General features: G+C 71.7%; 14 protein-coding genes. 12 read left to right on the top strand and 2 right to left on the bottom strand.

What is annotated here, in order from left to right; genetic code table 11:
- The first annotated feature begins 92 nt into the window (after positions 1 to 92).
- Positions 93 to 1,244 (top strand): molecular chaperone DnaJ, encoded by a 1,152-nt coding sequence (gene dnaJ / locus RTL41_RS17195; RefSeq protein ID WP_312166305.1) that lies wholly within the window; start codon positions 93 to 95, stop codon positions 1,242 to 1,244.
- Positions 1,245 to 1,293: 49 nt separating this feature from the next.
- Positions 1,294 to 1,884, top strand: a complete 591-nt coding sequence (locus tag RTL41_RS17200) for a TetR/AcrR family transcriptional regulator (RefSeq protein WP_312166306.1) — start codon at positions 1,294 to 1,296, stop codon at positions 1,882 to 1,884.
- Here the strand turns inward: RTL41_RS17200 and RTL41_RS17205 are convergent.
- A complete protein-coding gene (locus tag RTL41_RS17205) occupies positions 1,881 to 2,408 on the bottom strand; it encodes a GNAT family N-acetyltransferase (protein ID WP_312166307.1) in 528 nt (175 codons plus the stop codon). The two genes, RTL41_RS17200 and RTL41_RS17205, sit on opposite strands and share 4 nt — an antisense overlap.
- Positions 2,409 to 2,573: 165 nt before the next feature.
- Here RTL41_RS17205 and mutS point away from each other — a divergent pair, with 165 nt between their 5' ends.
- Both mutS and RTL41_RS17215 read left to right on the top strand, forming a co-directional pair.
- Positions 2,574 to 5,258 (top strand): DNA mismatch repair protein MutS, encoded by a 2,685-nt coding sequence (gene mutS / locus RTL41_RS17210; protein WP_312166308.1) that lies wholly within the window; start codon positions 2,574 to 2,576, stop codon positions 5,256 to 5,258.
- The gene (locus tag RTL41_RS17215; RefSeq protein ID WP_312166309.1) at positions 5,255 to 5,848 is read left to right on the top strand and encodes an HAD-IA family hydrolase; all 594 of its coding nucleotides are present in this window, start codon (positions 5,255 to 5,257) and stop codon (positions 5,846 to 5,848) included. The genes mutS and RTL41_RS17215 overlap by 4 nt, the downstream gene beginning before the upstream one ends.
- Here RTL41_RS17215 and RTL41_RS17220 read toward each other — a convergent pair.
- Positions 5,845 to 7,329: a methyl-accepting chemotaxis protein gene (locus RTL41_RS17220; RefSeq protein WP_312166310.1), complete on the bottom strand. Its 1,485-nt coding sequence runs from the start codon at positions 7,327 to 7,329 to the stop codon at positions 5,845 to 5,847. The two genes, RTL41_RS17215 and RTL41_RS17220, sit on opposite strands and share 4 nt — an antisense overlap.
- Before the next feature lie 265 nt (positions 7,330 to 7,594).
- Between RTL41_RS17220 and RTL41_RS17225 the strand changes: the two genes are divergently transcribed.
- From RTL41_RS17225 to RTL41_RS17260, 8 genes are all read left to right on the top strand, one after another.
- A complete protein-coding gene (locus RTL41_RS17225) occupies positions 7,595 to 10,414 on the top strand; it encodes a [protein-PII] uridylyltransferase (protein WP_312166356.1) in 2,820 nt (939 codons plus the stop codon).
- Between the two features lie 82 nt (positions 10,415 to 10,496).
- Positions 10,497 to 12,086 (top strand): murein biosynthesis integral membrane protein MurJ, encoded by a 1,590-nt coding sequence (murJ, locus tag RTL41_RS17230; RefSeq protein WP_312166311.1) that lies wholly within the window; start codon positions 10,497 to 10,499, stop codon positions 12,084 to 12,086.
- A 146-nt stretch (positions 12,087 to 12,232) separates the two neighbouring features.
- A complete protein-coding gene (gene trpS, locus RTL41_RS17235; protein ID WP_312166312.1) occupies positions 12,233 to 13,267 on the top strand; it encodes a tryptophan--tRNA ligase in 1,035 nt (344 codons plus the stop codon).
- Positions 13,268 to 13,613: 346 nt separating this feature from the next.
- On the top strand, positions 13,614 to 14,087 hold the full coding sequence (locus RTL41_RS17240) for a universal stress protein (protein WP_312166313.1): 474 nt from the start codon (positions 13,614 to 13,616) through the stop codon (positions 14,085 to 14,087).
- A 94-nt stretch (positions 14,088 to 14,181) separates the two neighbouring features.
- Complete coding sequence (locus tag RTL41_RS17245; RefSeq protein ID WP_312166314.1) at positions 14,182 to 14,754, top strand: NifU family protein; 573 nt, start codon at positions 14,182 to 14,184, stop codon at positions 14,752 to 14,754.
- A gap of 23 nt (positions 14,755 to 14,777) precedes the next feature.
- Positions 14,778 to 15,308, top strand: coding sequence for a hypothetical protein (locus RTL41_RS17250; protein ID WP_312166315.1), 531 nt, complete (start codon positions 14,778 to 14,780; stop codon positions 15,306 to 15,308).
- The gene (tsaB, locus tag RTL41_RS17255) at positions 15,308 to 15,943 is read left to right on the top strand and encodes a tRNA (adenosine(37)-N6)-threonylcarbamoyltransferase complex dimerization subunit type 1 TsaB (protein ID WP_312166357.1); all 636 of its coding nucleotides are present in this window, start codon (positions 15,308 to 15,310) and stop codon (positions 15,941 to 15,943) included. Before RTL41_RS17250 ends, tsaB begins: the two co-directional genes overlap by 1 nt.
- Positions 15,940 to 16,392 carry a GNAT family N-acetyltransferase gene (locus RTL41_RS17260; RefSeq protein ID WP_312166316.1) on the top strand — a complete coding sequence of 151 codons (453 nt, stop codon included), beginning with the start codon at positions 15,940 to 15,942 and terminating at the stop codon, positions 16,390 to 16,392. The genes tsaB and RTL41_RS17260 overlap by 4 nt, the downstream gene beginning before the upstream one ends.
- Positions 16,393 to 16,430 lie beyond the last annotated feature (38 nt).

The raw sequence follows: 16,430 nt of genomic DNA on the forward strand, positions 1-16,430 counted from the left end.
TCTCCGTGCGATTAAGGTCTGGAATAAGCCTTGCAGTCGGACGGAGATCATCCCACCTCATTTCACAGATCAATTTGAACGCCTGACACAGCATGCGGGATTATTACGATATCCTCGGCGTGGACCGGGGCGCGGACGAAGCCGCGCTCAAGGCCTCATTCCGTAAGCTCGCGATGGAGCACCACCCCGACCGCAACGGCGGGTGTGAGGAAGCCTCCGGCCGGTTCAAGGAAATCAACGAGGCCTATTCGGTCCTCTCCGATCCTCAGAAGCGCGCGGCCTACGACCGCTTCGGCCATGCCGGCGTGAACGGCGCGGCGGGCGGCGGCGGGGGCGGCCAGTTCCACGACGTGAACGACATCTTCAACGAGGTGTTCGGCGACGTCTTCGGCGACATGTTCGGCGGCCGCGGCCGCCAGCGCAGCGGCCCGGCCCGCGGCCAGGACCTGCGCTACGACCTGGAGATCACCCTCGAGCAGGCCTATGCCGGTTCCGAGGTCGAGATCACCGTGCCGGCCTCGATCAACTGCGAGACCTGCGACGGCTCGGGCGCGCGGCCGGGCACCAGCCCGACGGTCTGCGGCGGCTGCGGCGGCGCGGGCCGCGTGCGCGCCAGCCAGGGCTTCTTCTCGATCGAGCGGGCCTGCCCGCGCTGCGGCGGCTCCGGCCGGCTGGTGCTGGACCCCTGCGAGGACTGCAACGGCCATGGCCAGGTGCGCAAGCAGCGCACCTTGCAGGTCCGCATCCCGGCCGGCGTCGACGACGGCGCCCGTATCCGCCTGGCCGGCGAGGGCGACGCCGGGGCTCGCGGCGGCCCGCGCGGCGACCTCTACATCTTCCTGTCCGTGCGCCCGCACGACCTGTTCGACCGCGACGGCCTGGACCTGCTCTGCACCGTGCCGGTGCCGATGGCGGTGGCGGCGCTCGGCGGCGAGATCGAGGCGCCCTGCCTGCTGGGCGGCGACAACTGCGACGGCGCCTGCCGGATCGAGGTCAAGGTGCCCGAGGGCTCCCAGACCGGCCGCACCGTGCGGCTGAAGGGCAAGGGCATGCCGTCCCTGCGCTCGCGCGATCGCGGCGACCTGGTGGTCGAGCTGTTCGTCGAGACGCCGACCAAGCTGACCGCCCGCCAGAAGGAGCTGATGCGCGAGTTCTCCGAAGCCTGCGGCGAGCAGCAGCATCCGAAATCGGCCAACTTCCTCGGCAAGGCCAAGCAGTTCTGGGAAGACGTGACCGGCGGCTAAGGCTGTCGCGCGCGCACCTTCCCCAGCCTATCAACGGCCCATGAGCGCCATGATCGAAGCCGCAGAGAAACGCGACGGCCGCCGCGAACGCGCCGTGGCCAGCCGCGCCCGGATTCTGGCGGCGATGGCGGACCTGATCCAGGCCGGCGAGATCCAGCCCTCGGCCGAGGCGGTGGCGACCCGCGCCGGCGTCGGGGTGCGAACGGTCTTCCGGCTGTTCAACGACGTCGAGGGCCTTCACCGCGGCTTGCAGGAGACGATGGACGAGAGGCTGGCGCCCATCTACGCCGAGCCGGTCCATGGGTCGCTGGTCGAGCGCCTCGACCAACTGGTGGCCCGCCGCGCGGTGGTGTTCGAACAGCTCGCCCGGCCCAAGGCCTTCGCGGACGCCAACCGCGCCCGCTCGCCCAGCCTCGCCGCCGGCCACCAGGCCTTCGTCCGTCGCCAGCGCGAACTGCTCCAGCACCACCTGGACGGCGTGATCCCCGCGTCCGGCGAGGTGATCGAGGCGCTGGACCTGACCCTCAGCTTCGAGGTCTGGCGGCGCCTGCGCGAGGACCAGAACCTTTCCGTGGCCCAGGCCCAGCAGATCGTCCGCGGCATGGCCCGCGCGATCGTCGCGGCGATGACTTCGGCCTAGCCGCCCGTCAGGCTGCGGATGTCCGGCCAGCGGTAGCTGACCTCATAGGTGACGCCGCCGGGGCCAGGTTCGCGCCGCGGCGCCTCGGCCTGGCCGCCCAGATGCTCGTAGAACTGCCGGGCCGGGATGTTGTCGCGCAGCACCGAGAGCATCAGGGACGCAGCGCCGTTGGCGGCGAACACCCGGGCGATGCTGGTCAGAAGCTCGCGGCCGATCCCGCGCCCCTGGGCCGCCTTCAGCACGTAGAGTGTGGTCACCTCGGCCTCGCCGGGACGCCGCGAGCGCGAAGGCCCGCCGGCCGCGTAGCCGATCAGGCGGCTGCGGTCGGCCGCCGCCAGGGTCGCCTCGTGCTCGCCCGGCGCCATCAGCCCGGCGCGGAAGCGGCGGGCGTGCACCGGTATCGACATGCGGGCGAGGTAAGAGTCCGGCAGCAGGCCCTGATAGGTCTCCCGCCACGAGGTGATGTGCACGCGCGCGAGATCCTCGGCGTCGTCGGGCCCGGCGGGGAAGATCACGTGCTGCACGGCGCGCTCCTGACTTAGCCACAGCTTGGAAGTCGCAGGCCGTTGTTCAAGGGCGTTCACGCGCCTGTCAGGGCGGCCGTCGCGCTCAAATTTCTGGATAAGAGCCCTTTTGAACGCCTTGGGTGATTCCACCCAGGGCTAAAGGGCTCTAGCTTCCGCGAACCCATGAACGCTCCGACCTCCGCCATTCCCGATCCGACCGGCGCCACCCCGGTCATGGCCCAGTTCTTCGAGGCCAAGTCCCGCCAGCCCGACGCGCTGGTGTTCTTCCGCATGGGCGACTTCTACGAGCTGTTCTTCGAGGACGCCGAGAAGGCCGCCGCGGCGCTGAGCATCACCCTGACCGCGCGCGGCAATCATGGCGGCGCCCCGATCCCGATGTGCGGCGTGCCGGTGCATGCGGCCGAGGCCTATCTGGCCAAGCTGGTCCGCGCCGGCTTCAAGGTCGCGCTCTGCGAGCAGATGGAGGACCCGGCCGAGGCCAAGAAGCGCGGTTCCAAGTCGGTGGTCCGCCGCGACGTGGTGCGCGTGGTCACGCCCGGCACCCTGACCGAGGACGGCCTGCTGGACGCCCGCGGCGCCAATCGCCTGGCCGCCGTGGCGGTGCGCGGCGGGGCCGCCGCCGTCGCCAGCGTCGAGCTTTCCACCGGCGAGGTCGAGTGCATGGCCCTGTCGCGCGACAGCCTGGCCTCGGCCCTGGCCGCGCTCGGCCCCTCCGAGACCCTGGTCCCCGACCGGCTGTTCGCCGACGAGACCCTGACCGCGACCTTCAAGTCGGCCGGCGGGCTGATCCAGCCGATGCCCTCGGCCCTCTCCGAGCCCTCGGCCTCCGAGGCGCGGCTGAAGCGGCTCTACGGCGTCGAGACCCTCGATGGCTTCGGCGAGCTGACCGGCGCGGAGGTCTCCGCCCTCGGCCTGATCGCCGCCCACCTGGAGACCACCCAGGCCGGCCGCCTGCCGGCCCTGACCGCGCCGCGCCGGGCGGGCGAGGCCGACGTCATGGCCATCGACCCGGCCACCCGCACCAGCCTGGAGATCGAGAAGTCGACCTCGGGCTCGCGCGACGGCTCGCTGCTGGGGGCCATCGACCGCACCATCACCGCGCCCGGCGCGCGCCTGCTGGCCTCGCGCCTGGCCCGGCCGCTGCTGGATCCCGCCGCCATCGACGCGCGCCTCGACGCCATCGAGTGGTTCTGCGAGCGTCGCCCGCTGCGCGCCAGGCTGCGCGAACAGTTGCGCGGCATGGGCGACATGGCCCGCGCCCTCTCGCGCCTGGCCCTGGGCCGTGGCGGCCCGCGCGACCTCGGCTGCCTGAAGGACGGCCTGGCCGGCGGCGAGGCGATCTTCGCCCTGTTCGGAACGCCCGAGCCGCTGGACCCGGCCCCGGCCGAGATCGCCGGCGCCCTGGCGGCCCTGCATCCCACCGCCGATCCCGAGCTGGCCGAGTTCCGCCGCCTGCTGGCCGAGGGCCTGGGCGATGACCTCCCGGCCCAGGCCCGCGACGGCGGCTTCGTCGCGCCCGGCGTCCGCGTCGAACTGGACCAGGCCCGCGCCCTGCGCGACGACAGCCGCAAGGTGATCCTGCAGCTCGAGGCGCGGCTGGCGGCGGAGAACGGCGTCGCCCTGAAGATCCGCCACAACGCCGTGCTCGGCTATTTCGTCGAGACCACAGCCAAGGCGGCCGAGCCGCTGATGGGCCCGCCGCTCAACGCGACCTTCATCCACCGCCAGACCCTGGCCAACCAGGTCCGCTTCACCACCGTCGAGCTGGCCGAGCTGGACGCCCGCATCGCCCAGGCGGCCGAACGCGCCCTGGCCATGGAGGTCGCCACCTTCGAGGCCTGGCGCGAGGCGGCCATCCGCATCGCCCCGGCCATCCAGGCCGCAGCCGAGGGCGCGGCCCGGCTCGACGTCGCCGCGGGCCTGGCCGAATGGGCCGACGACGTCGGCGCCGCGCGCCCAGTGGTCGACCGCTCCACCGCCTTCGAGGCCGAGGCCGCCCGCCATCCGGTGGTCGAGGCCGCGGTCAAGCGGGCCGGCGATCCGTTCACGCCCAACGACTGCCGCCTGGACGGCGCCGGCGTCGCCGGGGCGCGGCTCTCGATCGTCACCGGCCCGAACATGGCCGGTAAGTCGACCTTCCTGCGCCAGAACGCCTTGCTGGCCGTGCTGGCCCAGGCCGGCTGCTACGTGCCCGCGCGGGCGCTGCGCATCGGCGTGGTCGACCGGCTGTTCAGCCGCGTGGGGGCCGGGGACGACCTGGCCCGCGGCCGCTCGACCTTCATGGCCGAAATGGTCGAGACCGCCGCGATCCTGACCCAGGCGACGCCGCGCTCGCTGGTCATCCTCGACGAGATCGGCCGCGGCACCGCCACCTATGACGGCCTGGCCATCGCCTGGGCCTGCGCCGAGGCCCTGCACGAGACCAACCGCTGCCGGGGCCTGTTCGCGACCCACTATCACGAGCTGGCGGTGCTCGAGGATCGCCTGGCCCACGTCTCCAACCTGTCGCTGAAGGCCAAGGAGTGGAACGGCGACCTGATCTTCCTGCACGAGGCCGGCCCCGGCCCGGCCGACCGCTCCTACGGCGTCCAGGTCGCCAAGCTGGCGGGCGTGCCGCCGGCGGTGGTGGTCCGCGCCCGCGAGGTGCTGGACCGGCTGGAGCGCGAGGCCGGCGCGCCCGCGCACCTGGAGGACCTGCCGCTATTCGCCGCCCACGTGGCCGAGCCGGAAACCCCCGCCTTCGGGCCCAGCGAGGTCGAGGCGCAGCTCAAGACCCTGGACCTCGACGGCATGAGCCCACGCGAGGCGATGGCCGCGCTCTACCGCCTCAAGGAGCTGATGGGATGAAGGCGCTGATGGTCGATGTGGACGGCGTCGTCGTTGTCCATCCGGATCCGAAGGGCTGGTCGGCTAACCTGGAGCGCGATCTCGGCCTCAAGATCGAGGACCTGCAAACTCAATTCTTCGAGCCGAACTTCCACGACATCGTCCATGGCCGCGCGGCGCTGCGCGAGCGACTGGGACCGGTGCTGACGGAGATCGCCCCGCACCTCAGCTGCGACCAGCTCTGCGCCTACTGGTTTGAAAACGACAGCCACCTGGACCATGGCCTGCTCAGCCAGCTCGCGGCTTTCAGAGAGCAGGGCGTGGCGCTGCATCTGGCGACGGTCCAGGAGCACGAGCGCGCCGCCTATCTCTGGAACGACATGGGCCTGAAGGACCATTTTGACGCGATCCACTACGCGGCCGACCTCGGCCACGCCAAGCCGGCCGACGGGTTTTACGCGACGATCGAGGCGCGCACCGGCTTTGCAGCCGAAGACCTGTTCTTCATCGACGACAAGGCGGCCAATGTCGAAGCCGCCCGGGCCCGCGGCTGGAAGGCCGCCGTCTGGACGGGCAAGGATCGGCTGGCCGAGCTGGTGGCGCGGATCTAGGCCGCTCGCCGCCCGGCTTCGCGCGCCGCCGTGCTCGCCAGCCGGAAGCGGCCGACCAGTTGCGACAGGGTCTGGGCCTCGCGCGCCAGGTCGGCGGCGGCGGCGGCGGTCTCGTGCACCATGCCGGCGTTCTGCTGGGTCACGCGGTCCATCTCGTTGACGGCGGTGTTGACCTGGCCCAGGCCCACGGCCTGTTCCTGGGTCGAGCCGGAGATGTCGGCCACCAGGCCATGGACCTCGGTCACCCGCCCGACGATGCGGCCGAGCGCCTCGCCGGTCTCGCCGACCAGGTTGACGCCCTGGCTGACCTGCTCGCTGGAGGCCGAGATCAGCGCCTTGATCTCCTTGGCGGCCTCGGCCGAGCGCTGGGCGAGCGCGCGGACCTCGGAAGCGACCACCGCAAAGCCCTTGCCGGCCTCGCCCGCGCGAGCGGCCTCGACCCCGGCGTTCAATGCCAGCAGGTTGGTCTGGAAGGCGATTTCGTCGATCACCCCGATGATCTGGCTGATCTGCTTGGAGGAGTCCTCGATCTGGCCCATGGCCGAGATCGCCGCCTCCACCACGGGCGCGCTGGTCTCGGCCTCCTTGCGCGCGTCGGCGACGGCGCCGGCGGTCTGGCGCGCGGTCTCTGCGGCGCGGCGCACGGTGACGGTGATCTCCTCGACCGCGGCGGCGGTCTCTTCCAGGCTGGCGGCCTGGTTCTCGGTGCGGCGGGCCAGGTCGTCGCCCGAGCTCTTCAGTTGGCCGACCGTGGCGGTGACCGCCGAGACGGAGTCGACCACCGCGGCGATCGCGCCGTGCAGTTCGCCGACCGCGCCGTTGAAATCGTCGCGCAGTTGGGCGTAGTCCCCGGCCAGATGGGCGTCGATGCGGCTGGTCAGGTCGCCGCGGGCCAGGCCCGACAGCGCCGCGGCCAGGCTGCGCACCACCGTCGCCTGCTCGGCGGCCGATCGCGCCTTCTCGGCCTCGGCCTTGGCCCGGTCGGCCTCGGCGGCCTCGAAATAGACGTCCAGCACCAGGCTCATGTCGAGCATGGCGCCCTTGATCAGCGCCGAGAGCGTGTCGGCGAGTTCGGCGTTCTTGGCCTTGGCGCCCAGGCCCTTGGCGCCCTTCTCGGCCACCACCGAGCGCACCAGTTGCTCCAGCACCAGCGCGTAGCCGCCGATGTACCAACGCGGCTCCAGCCCGATCCTGGCGTGCACCGCCCCGATGGTCTGGACCGACTTGGCGTAGTCGGCGGTGAAGTCGGCCGAGGCGATGCCCTGCCAATGGCGGAGCTGGGCGTTCTGGGCCTTGGTGATGTGGCCGTCGTCGCGGAAATGGACCCGGGTCTCGGGCGTGGCGCGGACCTGCGCGTAGAAGTGGTCCAGCGCCGCGGGCAGCTTCTCGGAGATCAGCGGCTGCGCCTTGCGCAGCGCCGTCCGGGTCTGCGGGGTCACCTGCATGAATTCCAGGCGTCCGTCCAGGCCGTTACCCGTCATCACCCACTCCAAACTGTCACGCGCTCAGCCGCAGTCCTGGCGTGCTGTGGTTAAGGATGGGTAAGCGGCGCGCCCTGTGGCGAAAGTCTTTGCCGGCAAGGGCTGCAAACTGAAGCTTCCGGCGCGGCCAGGCCCGGAGTCGGGACGGTTTTCCAGGCGCCGCCGGCCTTCGGCCCGCGCCGGCGCCTTTTTCGATTTGGCCCTGGCGGCGGGGCCGTCGAGAGGGGAGGATGCCGCAACCTTCGTGAGTGATTATATCCCGCCCATGCCGCCTCGCCTTCGACCCACCCGCCTGGAATACGTCGTCGACGGGGTGCGCCTGCGCGCGCAGCTCTCCGCCGCCGCCCTCGACGCCGCCGGCGACGAGCTCGAACAGCGCCGCCGCGCGCTGGAGATCCTCAAGCAGGCCCTGTTCCGCGGCCGGATGATCGCCAAGGAGCGGCTGGAGAACGGCGCCGGCGGCATCGAGACCGCGCGCCTGCTGTCGGGCGTCACCGACGAGGTGGTCACCGCCCTCTACGATTTCACCACCGTCCACGTGTTCCGGGCCCGCAACCCGACCGAGGGCGAGCGCCTGGCCCTGATGGCGGTCGGCGGCTACGGCCGCGGCACGCTGGCGCCGTTCTCCGACCTCGATCTGCTGTTCCTGCGGCCCTACAAGCAGACCGCCCACACCGAGAGCGTGATCGAGTACATGCTCTACGCCCTGTGGGACCTGGGCTTCAAAGTCGGCCACGCCTCGCGCACGATCGAGGAATGCCTCAAGCTCTCGCGCGAGGACTACACGATCCGCACCTCGATCCTGGAGGCGCGCCAGCTCAGCGGCGACACCGTCCTGGCCCAGGAGCTGATGCAGCGGTTCCGCACCGAGGTGGTCAAGGGCACGGCCGCCCAGTTCGTCGCCGCCAAGCTCAAGGAGCGCGACATCCGCCAGGAGCGGGCCGGCGCCAGCCGCTACCTGGTCGAGCCCAACGTCAAGGAGGGCAAGGGCGGCCTGCGCGACCTCAACACCCTGTTCTGGATCGCCCAGTACCTGCACCCGGTCAGCCACGTGGACGGCTTCGTCCAGCTCGACATGTTCGACCGCAAGGAAGTGGCGGTGTTCATCAAGGCGTTCGACTTCCTGTGGGCGGTGCGCTGCCACCTGCACTTCGCCACCGGCCGGCCCGAGGAGCGCCTGACCTTCGACCTGCAGCCGGAGATCGCCCGGCGGATGGGCTATGGCGACCGCGGCGACGCCCCGGCGGTGGAGCGGTTCATGCGCCGCTACTTCATGATCGCCAAGGACGTCGGGGCCCTGACGCGGGTGTTCGCCGCCAAGCTCGAAGCCGAACAGATCAAGCAGCAGCCCAAGGGCCTGTCGCGCCTGATCCCCGGCCACGGCAAGGCCAAGCGCAAGAAGCTCGACCCCGGCTTCCACGAGGAGGGCGGGCGCCTGAACATCGACGGGCCGCAGATCTTCGAGGCCGATCCGATCAACATGCTGCGGCTGTTCCGGCTGGCCGACCAGCGCGACCTCGACCTGCATCCCGACGCCTTCACCGCCGCCAGCCGCTGCGCCAGCCTGATCGGCTCCAAGGTCCGCCGTGACCCGGCCGCGGCCAAGGTGTTCCTCGACATCCTCGCCCATGGCCGCGACCCGCAGCGCACGCTGTCGATGATGAACGAGGCCGACGTCCTGGGCCGGTTCATCCCCGAATGGGGCCGCATCGTCGCCCAGATGCAGTTCAACATGTACCACTCGTACACCGTGGACGAGCACACCCTGCGCGCCGTGGGCGTGATCGCCGACATCGCCGACGGCCGCTTCGCCGAGGACCATCCGCTGTCGACCGCGGTCATGCCGCTGATCGACGACCGCGAGGCCCTGTTCCTGGCCATGCTGCTGCACGACACCGGCAAGGGCGGGGCAGGGGGCCAGGAGAAGGCCGGCGCCCGCGCCGCGCGCTCGGCCTGCGAGCGGCTGGGCCTGGACCGCAAGCGCATCGAGATGGTCGCCTGGCTGGTCGAGCATCACCTGGTGATGAGCGACTACGCCCAGAAGCGCGACGTCTCCGACCCGCGCACCGTCGCCGACTTCGCCCGCATCGTGGAGACGCCCGAGCGGCTGCGCCTGCTGCTGGTGCTGACCGTCGCCGACATCCGCGCCGTCGGGCCGGGCGTCTGGAACGGCTGGAAGGGCCAGCTCATGCGCGAGCTCTACGGCGCGACCGAGGCGGTGTTCCGCGGCGGCCGCGGCTCGGACGCCGCCGCCGCCATCCGCCGCTACCACGAGAACGCCGCCTATGACGCCCGCGTCCGGCTGATCGCCGCCGACGCCGCAGCGACCGACTGGGTGCAGGCGATGGAGGACGCCTATTTCACCTCGTTCTCCGACGCCGAGATCCTCGGCCACGCCGCCCTGTCCCGGCGCGCGGCCCAGGCCGGCGCGGCGGCCGAGGGCCACATCCACAGCGGCCTCAACGCCTCCGAGGTCGTGATCGCGGCCCCCGACCGCTCGCGGCTGTTCGTCGACCTCGCCGCGGCGGTGACCGCCGCCGGCGCCAACATCGTCGGCGCGCGGGTCTTCACCTCGCGCCAGGGCCAGGCGCTGGACGTGTTCTTCGTGCAGGACGCCACGGGCGCGGCCTACGGGGCCGAAAACCCGCGGATGCTGGCGAAGCTGGCCGAGGCGCTGGAGGCCGCCGGCCGCGGCGAGCCGGGCAAGGCCGAGTCGCGCCGGGCCTCCGACCTCGGCCGCGCCGCCGCCTTCACCATCACCCCGACCGTGATGCTCGACAACGAGGCCTCCGAGGCCTCCACCGTGGTCGAGGCCTCGGGCCGCGACCGGCCCGGCCTGCTGGTGGCCCTGGCGCGCAACATCGCCGACGCCGGCCTGTCGATCCTCTCGGCCCACATCGACAGCTATGGCGAGCGGGCGGTCGACGCCTTCTATGTCACCGAGCGCGACGGCGGAAAGCTGACCGATCCCAAGCGGATGGCCGCCCTGAAGTCCCACCTGATGGCCGCGCTGGAAGAGGTCGAGGCCGCCGCCCCCAGATCGCGCGCCAACCTGCAGAAGGCGCGCGCCAGCGTCGCGCGCTGACGGGGCTGCTTGACCGGCGCGGGCGCATGAGCGCACACAAACGCCCGTGACCGCTCCTGCCACTCCCGCCGCCAAGAGCGGATTGATCCGTTCGTCCCTGCTGCTGTCGGGCCTGACCCTGATCAGCCGCTTCATGGGCCTGGCGCGGGACCTGGTGCTGACCGCGCGGCTGGGCGCCAGCGCGACCATCGCCGCCGACGCCTACTACACGGCCTTGGCCTTCCCGAACCTGTTTCGCCGGATCTTCGCCGAGGGGGCGTTCTCCTCGGCCTTCATCCCCGCCTACACCAAGACCCTGACCGGCGAGGGCCAGGCCCAGGCCGACCGCATCGCCTCCGACGCCCTGGCCACCCTGGCGGCGGCGACCATCGCCCTGACCCTGGCCGCGCAACTGGCCATGCCGTGGCTGATGTACGTGATCAATCCGGGCTACGCCTCGGACCCGGCCAAGTTCAAGCTGGCCATCGTGCTGACCCAGATCAGCATGCCCTACCTGCCGTGCATGGCGATCGGGGCGCTGCTCTCGGGCGTGCTGAACGCCCACCGCCGGTTCATCGTCACCGGCGTCTTCCCGACGATCCTCAACCTGGTGATGCTGGCCGCGGTCATCCCGCAGAAGGACCCGATCCTCGCCGCCTACGCCGCCTCCATCGCCATCCCGATCGCCGGCGTGTTCCAGGCCGGCCTGCTCTGGTGGGGCGCGCGCAAGGCCGGGGCGCACATCCGGTTCCGGTGGCCGAAGCTCACCCCGGAGATCAAAGCCCTGATCGCACTGGCCATCCCCGGCGCCATCGCCGCCAGCGCGGTGCAGATCAACATCTTCATCTCCGGCATCCTGGCCTCGCAGGTGGCGGGCGGCCGCGCCTGGACCGAGGTGGCCGCGCGCCTCTACCAGTTGCCGCTGGGCCTGATCGGGGTGGCGGTCAGCGTCGCCCTGCTGCCGCGGCTCTCCAGCGCCATCCAGGCCAAGGACCACGACGACGCCCAGGCCGCCACCGACCAGGCGGTGATCTTCTCGCTGGCGCTGACGGCCCCCGCCGCCGCCGCCCTGATCGCCATGCCGTTCTTCCTGATCGACGGCCTGTTCACCCGCGGCGTCTTCACGGTCGAGGACGCGCGCCAGACCGGCTGGATCCTGCTCAACTACGGCTGGGGCGTGCCGGCCTTCGTGCTGGCCCGCGTGCTGCAGCCGGCCTTCTTCGCCCGCGCCGACACCCGCGCCCCGATGCGCTTCGGGCTGATCTCGGTGGCGGTGAACATCGTGCTGGGCCTGGCCCTCTTCCAGGTGGTCGGGGTCAAGGGCATCGCCGCGGCCACCAGCGCCGCGGCCTGGATCAACGTCCTCCAGATGGTGCTGCTGCTGGCCAAGCGCGGCGACTATTCGCCCAGCAAGGCCGCCTGGAGCCGCATCGCCCGGATCGTCGCCGCCAGCGCCGCCTTCGGCTCCCTGCTGGCCTTCGCCTCCCATGAGCGCGCCTGGCTGGAGGCGCCGCTGCGCGGCTTCCGCTTCGTCGGCCTGGGCGCCAAGGAGATCGCGGTGCTGTCGGTCGCCGCCGTCGGCGTCGGGGTCTACGGGCTGCTGCTGCTGGCGTTCCGCGGCATCACCCCCCGCGAGATCCGCACCGCGCTGCGCCGGCGGCCGGGCGACGCGGCGGTCTCCACCGACCTCTGACGGGGTTGCGATCCAGGCTGCGAGGTCTTATTCGCATGGCCATGGCTTGCGGACGAAACTCGTGGCGATGGCGTAGCGCCTGATCCCCGCCTTCCCGGCGCGATCCTGCGCGCCTGCCTGTTCTCTTCTTTCAGAAGCCTGATCCCATGACTGACCAAGCCCCCCCCGCCTACAGCGGTCCCCAACGCGTGCTGTCCGGCGTCCAGCCGTCCGGCGCCCTGCACCTCGGCAACTATCTCGGCGCCCTGGTGAAGTTCGCCCGCCTGCAGCACGAGGTGGAAACCTTCATCTTCGTGGCCGACCTGCACGCCATCACCGTGTGGCAGGACCCGCAGCTGCTGGCCGACCAGGTGCGCGAGATCACCGCCGCCTATCTGGCCGCGGGCCTGGACCCCAAGGTGGCGACCATCTTCCCGCAGTCGGCCGTGCCTGCGCACGCCGAGCTGGCCTGGATCTTCAACTGCGTGGCCCGCCTCGGCTGGCTCGACCGGATGACCCAGTTCAAGGAGAAGTCGGGCAAGCACAAGGAGCGCTCCAGCGTCGGCCTCTACACCTACCCGGTGCTCCAGGCCGCCGACATCCTGCTCTACAAGGCGACCCAGGTGCCGGTCGGCGACGACCAGCGCCAGCACCTCGAGCTGACCCGCGACGTGGCCGCCAAGTTCAACCACGACTTCGAGGTCCCGGGCTACTTCCCGCTGCCCGACGCCATGACCCAGGGGCCGGGCGCGCGGATCATGTCGCTGCGCGACGGTTCGGCGAAGATGAGCAAGTCGGACCCGTCCGACAACTCGCGGCTCAACCTGCTCGACGACGCCGACGCCATCGCCCAGAAGGTCCGCAAGGCCAAGACCGACCCGGAACCGCTGCCGGAAACCCTGGACGAGCTGAAGGCCCGTCCGGAGGCCGAGAACCTGGTCGGCATCTACGCCGCCCTCGACGGCCGCACCGCGGCCGAGGTCCTGGCCGAGTTCGCGGGCCAGGGCTTCGGCGCCTTCAAGCCCAAGCTCGCCGACCTCGCCGTCGCCAAGCTTGGGCCGGTCGGCGCGGAGATGCGTCGCCTGATGGCCGATCCGGCCGAGATCGACCGCGTCCTGGCCGCCGGCGCCGAGCGGGCCCGCGAAGCCGCCGCTCCGACCCTGGCCGAGGTCCGCAAGATCGTCGGCTTCTGGGGCGCCTAGCACCTGTGTCATCCCGGTCTTGCTGCGCAAACCGGGATGACGCCTGTTTTTCCTCCGGTGGCGTTTGGCGCAAGCTGCTCGGCGGATTTTGAAACACCAAGACCACGAAGGACACGAAGGCGCCGTGGGGGTGGATGGCGCGATGCGAAGGGTGGAGTGCGCCTTTGGCGCGTTTGTCGCGGGTCTCCTCCCCGTGTCATCCCGGAAAGCCCGCAGGGCTTGTCCGGGACCCATTCGTCCCGCGCCTGACGAATGAGGCGCGGTCCCGCCCCCAAAGCTCAACTGACTTGATGACATGCGGGGGATCTGCTTGCCGAAAACGTGAGTCCAGGCCACCGTCCGCCCCATGAGCCAGCGCAAGTTCCTCGTCATCGCCGACGACAGCCCGGAGTTCCAGGCCGCCCTGCGCTTCGCCTGCCGCCGCGCCCGTTCGACCGGCGGCCACGTGGCGCTGCTGCGGGTGATCGAGCCGGCGGTGTTCGAGCACTGGAGCGGCGTGCGCGAGGAGATTGAGCGCCAGGCCCGCGAGGAGGCCGAGGCCGTCCTGCACAAGATGGCCGAGTTCGTCCTCGCCGAGACCGGCATGCCGCCCGAATTCATCATCGTGCACGCCGAGAGCACCCGCCTGGCGCTGCGCAAGGTCATCTCCGAGGACCCCGACATCAAGATCCTGGTCCTGGCCGCCGCGGTCGGCGGCCGTGGTCCTGGACCGCTGGTCTCGTCCATCGCCAAGGACGGCGTGAAGTGGGGAACCCGCAAGGTCCCGGTGACGGTGGTCCCCGGCGACCTCACCGACGACGAGATCGCCGACCTGGCCTAGTTCTTCTTCCTCCCCACACGGGAGAGAGATCGCGTATGGTGAAGCGGGGCAGGGAAAACTTGCGATTCCTCCGGCGAAACGCCACATCTGGCTCATGTTCATCCAGACCGAAGCCACCCCGAACCCCGAGGTTCTGAAGTTCCTCCCCGGCCGCGAGGTCCTCGCCGAGGGTTCGCGCGACTTCCGGGACCTGGACGAGGCCCAGGTCTCGCCCCTGGCGGCCGAGCTGTTCGACATCGACGGGGTCACCCGGGTGTTCTTCGGGAGCGACTTCGTGACCGTCGGCAAGGACCCCGATCACGACTGGCCGTTGCTGAAGGCGCCGATCCTGGCGGCGATCATGGACCACTTCACCTCCGGCCGGCCGCTGTTCGTCGAGAGCGCGGCCGAGGCCGGCGGCCATGACGACATGGCCTATGAGGGCGAGACCGCCCAGATCGTGGCCGAGATCAAGGACCTGCTGGACACCCGCATCCGCCCGGCCGTGGCCCAGGACGGCGGCGACATCCTGTTCAACCGCTTCGACGCCGACACCGGCGTGGTGTGGCTGCACATGCGCGGCGCCTGTTCGGGCTGCCCCTCGTCCTCGGCGACCCTGAAGGCCGGGGTCGAGAACATGCTCAAGCACTATGTGCCCGAGGTCACCCGCGTCGAGCAGACGCTCTAGGCGAGCGGTTTGGGACCGACGTCGTGGGGGCGATCCGAACCTTGATCCTGGCGCTGGCCGGCGCCGGCGTGCTGGCCGCGCCCGCCGCCGCCAGCGACGACGACTGGCCGGTGCTGAAGGGCGTGCGGCTCGAGGGCCTGCGCCCCTGGGGCGCCTTCGCCGTCTACCGCGCCGACCGCAGCGTCGCCGGCGTCTCGCTCTATCTGCGTGGAGACGAGGCGATCGCCCGCCGGGTCGAGACCCGCGAGGGCGAGGCGGCCCGCATCGCCTGGGCCAGCTCCAGGACGTGCCCGGCCCTCGTCCCGGCGCTGAGCGAGCTCGAAACCCTGCCGCCCCCGCGCATCGACGTTCCCGGCGTCGGCCGCACGCCGCCGGCCGCGGTTCCGGCCGTCGATGGCGACAGCTACCTGCTGTGGGCGCAGGGCGCCCGCTTCGTCGCCGCGCCCTATCCGGTCCAGATCGAGCTGCGCGGCGAGGGCGGCTCGCCCATGGCCGCCTGGGTCGAGCGCAGCCTGCGCCGCCTTGCCGCCTGCTGGGGCGCGGCCCAGCCGTGATCGTCCTGGCGCTCGACACCTGCCTCTACGCCTGTTCCGCGGCGGTGGTGCGGGGCGGCGCCGTCCTGGCCGCCCGCATCGAGCCGATGAGCCGCGGCCACCAGGAGCGCCTGGCCCCGCTGGTCGCCGAGATCATGGGCGAGGCCGGCCTGAGCTTCGACCAGCTTGACCGCATCGCCGTCACCGTCGGCCCCGGCTCCTTCACCGGCCTGCGCGTGGGCCTGGCCTTCGCCAAGGGGCTGTCGGCGGCGCTGGGGATCCCGGCGATCGGGGTCGGCTCGCTGGAGGCCCTGGCCCAGCCCCACGCCGGCCGGGTGTTCGCCGTGCTCGACGCCAAGCGCGGCCAAGTCTACCTGCAGGCCTTCGCCGACGGCGCCGCGGTCAGCGCCCCCGACGCCCTGCCGATCGAGACCGCCGCCGCCCGCCTGGCCGAGCTGGCCCCCGACCTCCTGGTCGGGACCGGCGCGGCGCTGCTGGCCGACATGCGCCCGTCCGCCCGGGTGATCGCCGCCGACCACGCCGATCCGGCCGCCGTCGCCGCCCTGGCCGCGGCCCGCGCCCCGACCCCGCCGCGGCCGCTCTACCTGCGCGCGCCCGACGCCAAGCTGCCCGGCGGCCGGAGCCTTTCCGAATGAAGCTGCGCGGCGCCTGGAGCCATGAGGCCGACGCCCTGGCCCGCGTCCACGCCGCCGCCTTCGACCACGCCTGGTCGGCGCCTGAGATCGCCGAGCTGCTGGACGGCCCCGGCGGCTTCGCCCTGCTGGTCGAGGACGCCGAGCCGGTCGCCTTCATCCTCTGCCGCGCCGTCGCCGGCGAGGCCGAGATCCTGACCCTGGCGGTCGAGCCGCCCGCCCGCCGCCGCGGCCTGGCCAGGGCCCTGGTCGAGGCCGCCGCCGGCGCGGCCCGCATGGCGGGCGCCGAGGCGCTGTTCCTGGAGGTCGCCCACGACAACGCTCCGGCCCTTGCGCTCTACGCGGCGGCGGGGTTTGCGCGCGCCGGTTTGCGCCGCGGCTACTATGATCGCGGCCCCGCCGGAACCGCCGACGCGGTTGTTATGCGTCTCGACCTTGGCCGCGCGGCCTAGTCGCCCTATCCTTAGGGCGAGTTGATTTCCGAGGAGAC

Source organism: Phenylobacterium sp. (assembly GCF_031984885.1).
In the GTDB taxonomy this organism is placed as follows: Bacteria; Pseudomonadota; Alphaproteobacteria; order Caulobacterales; family Caulobacteraceae; genus Phenylobacterium.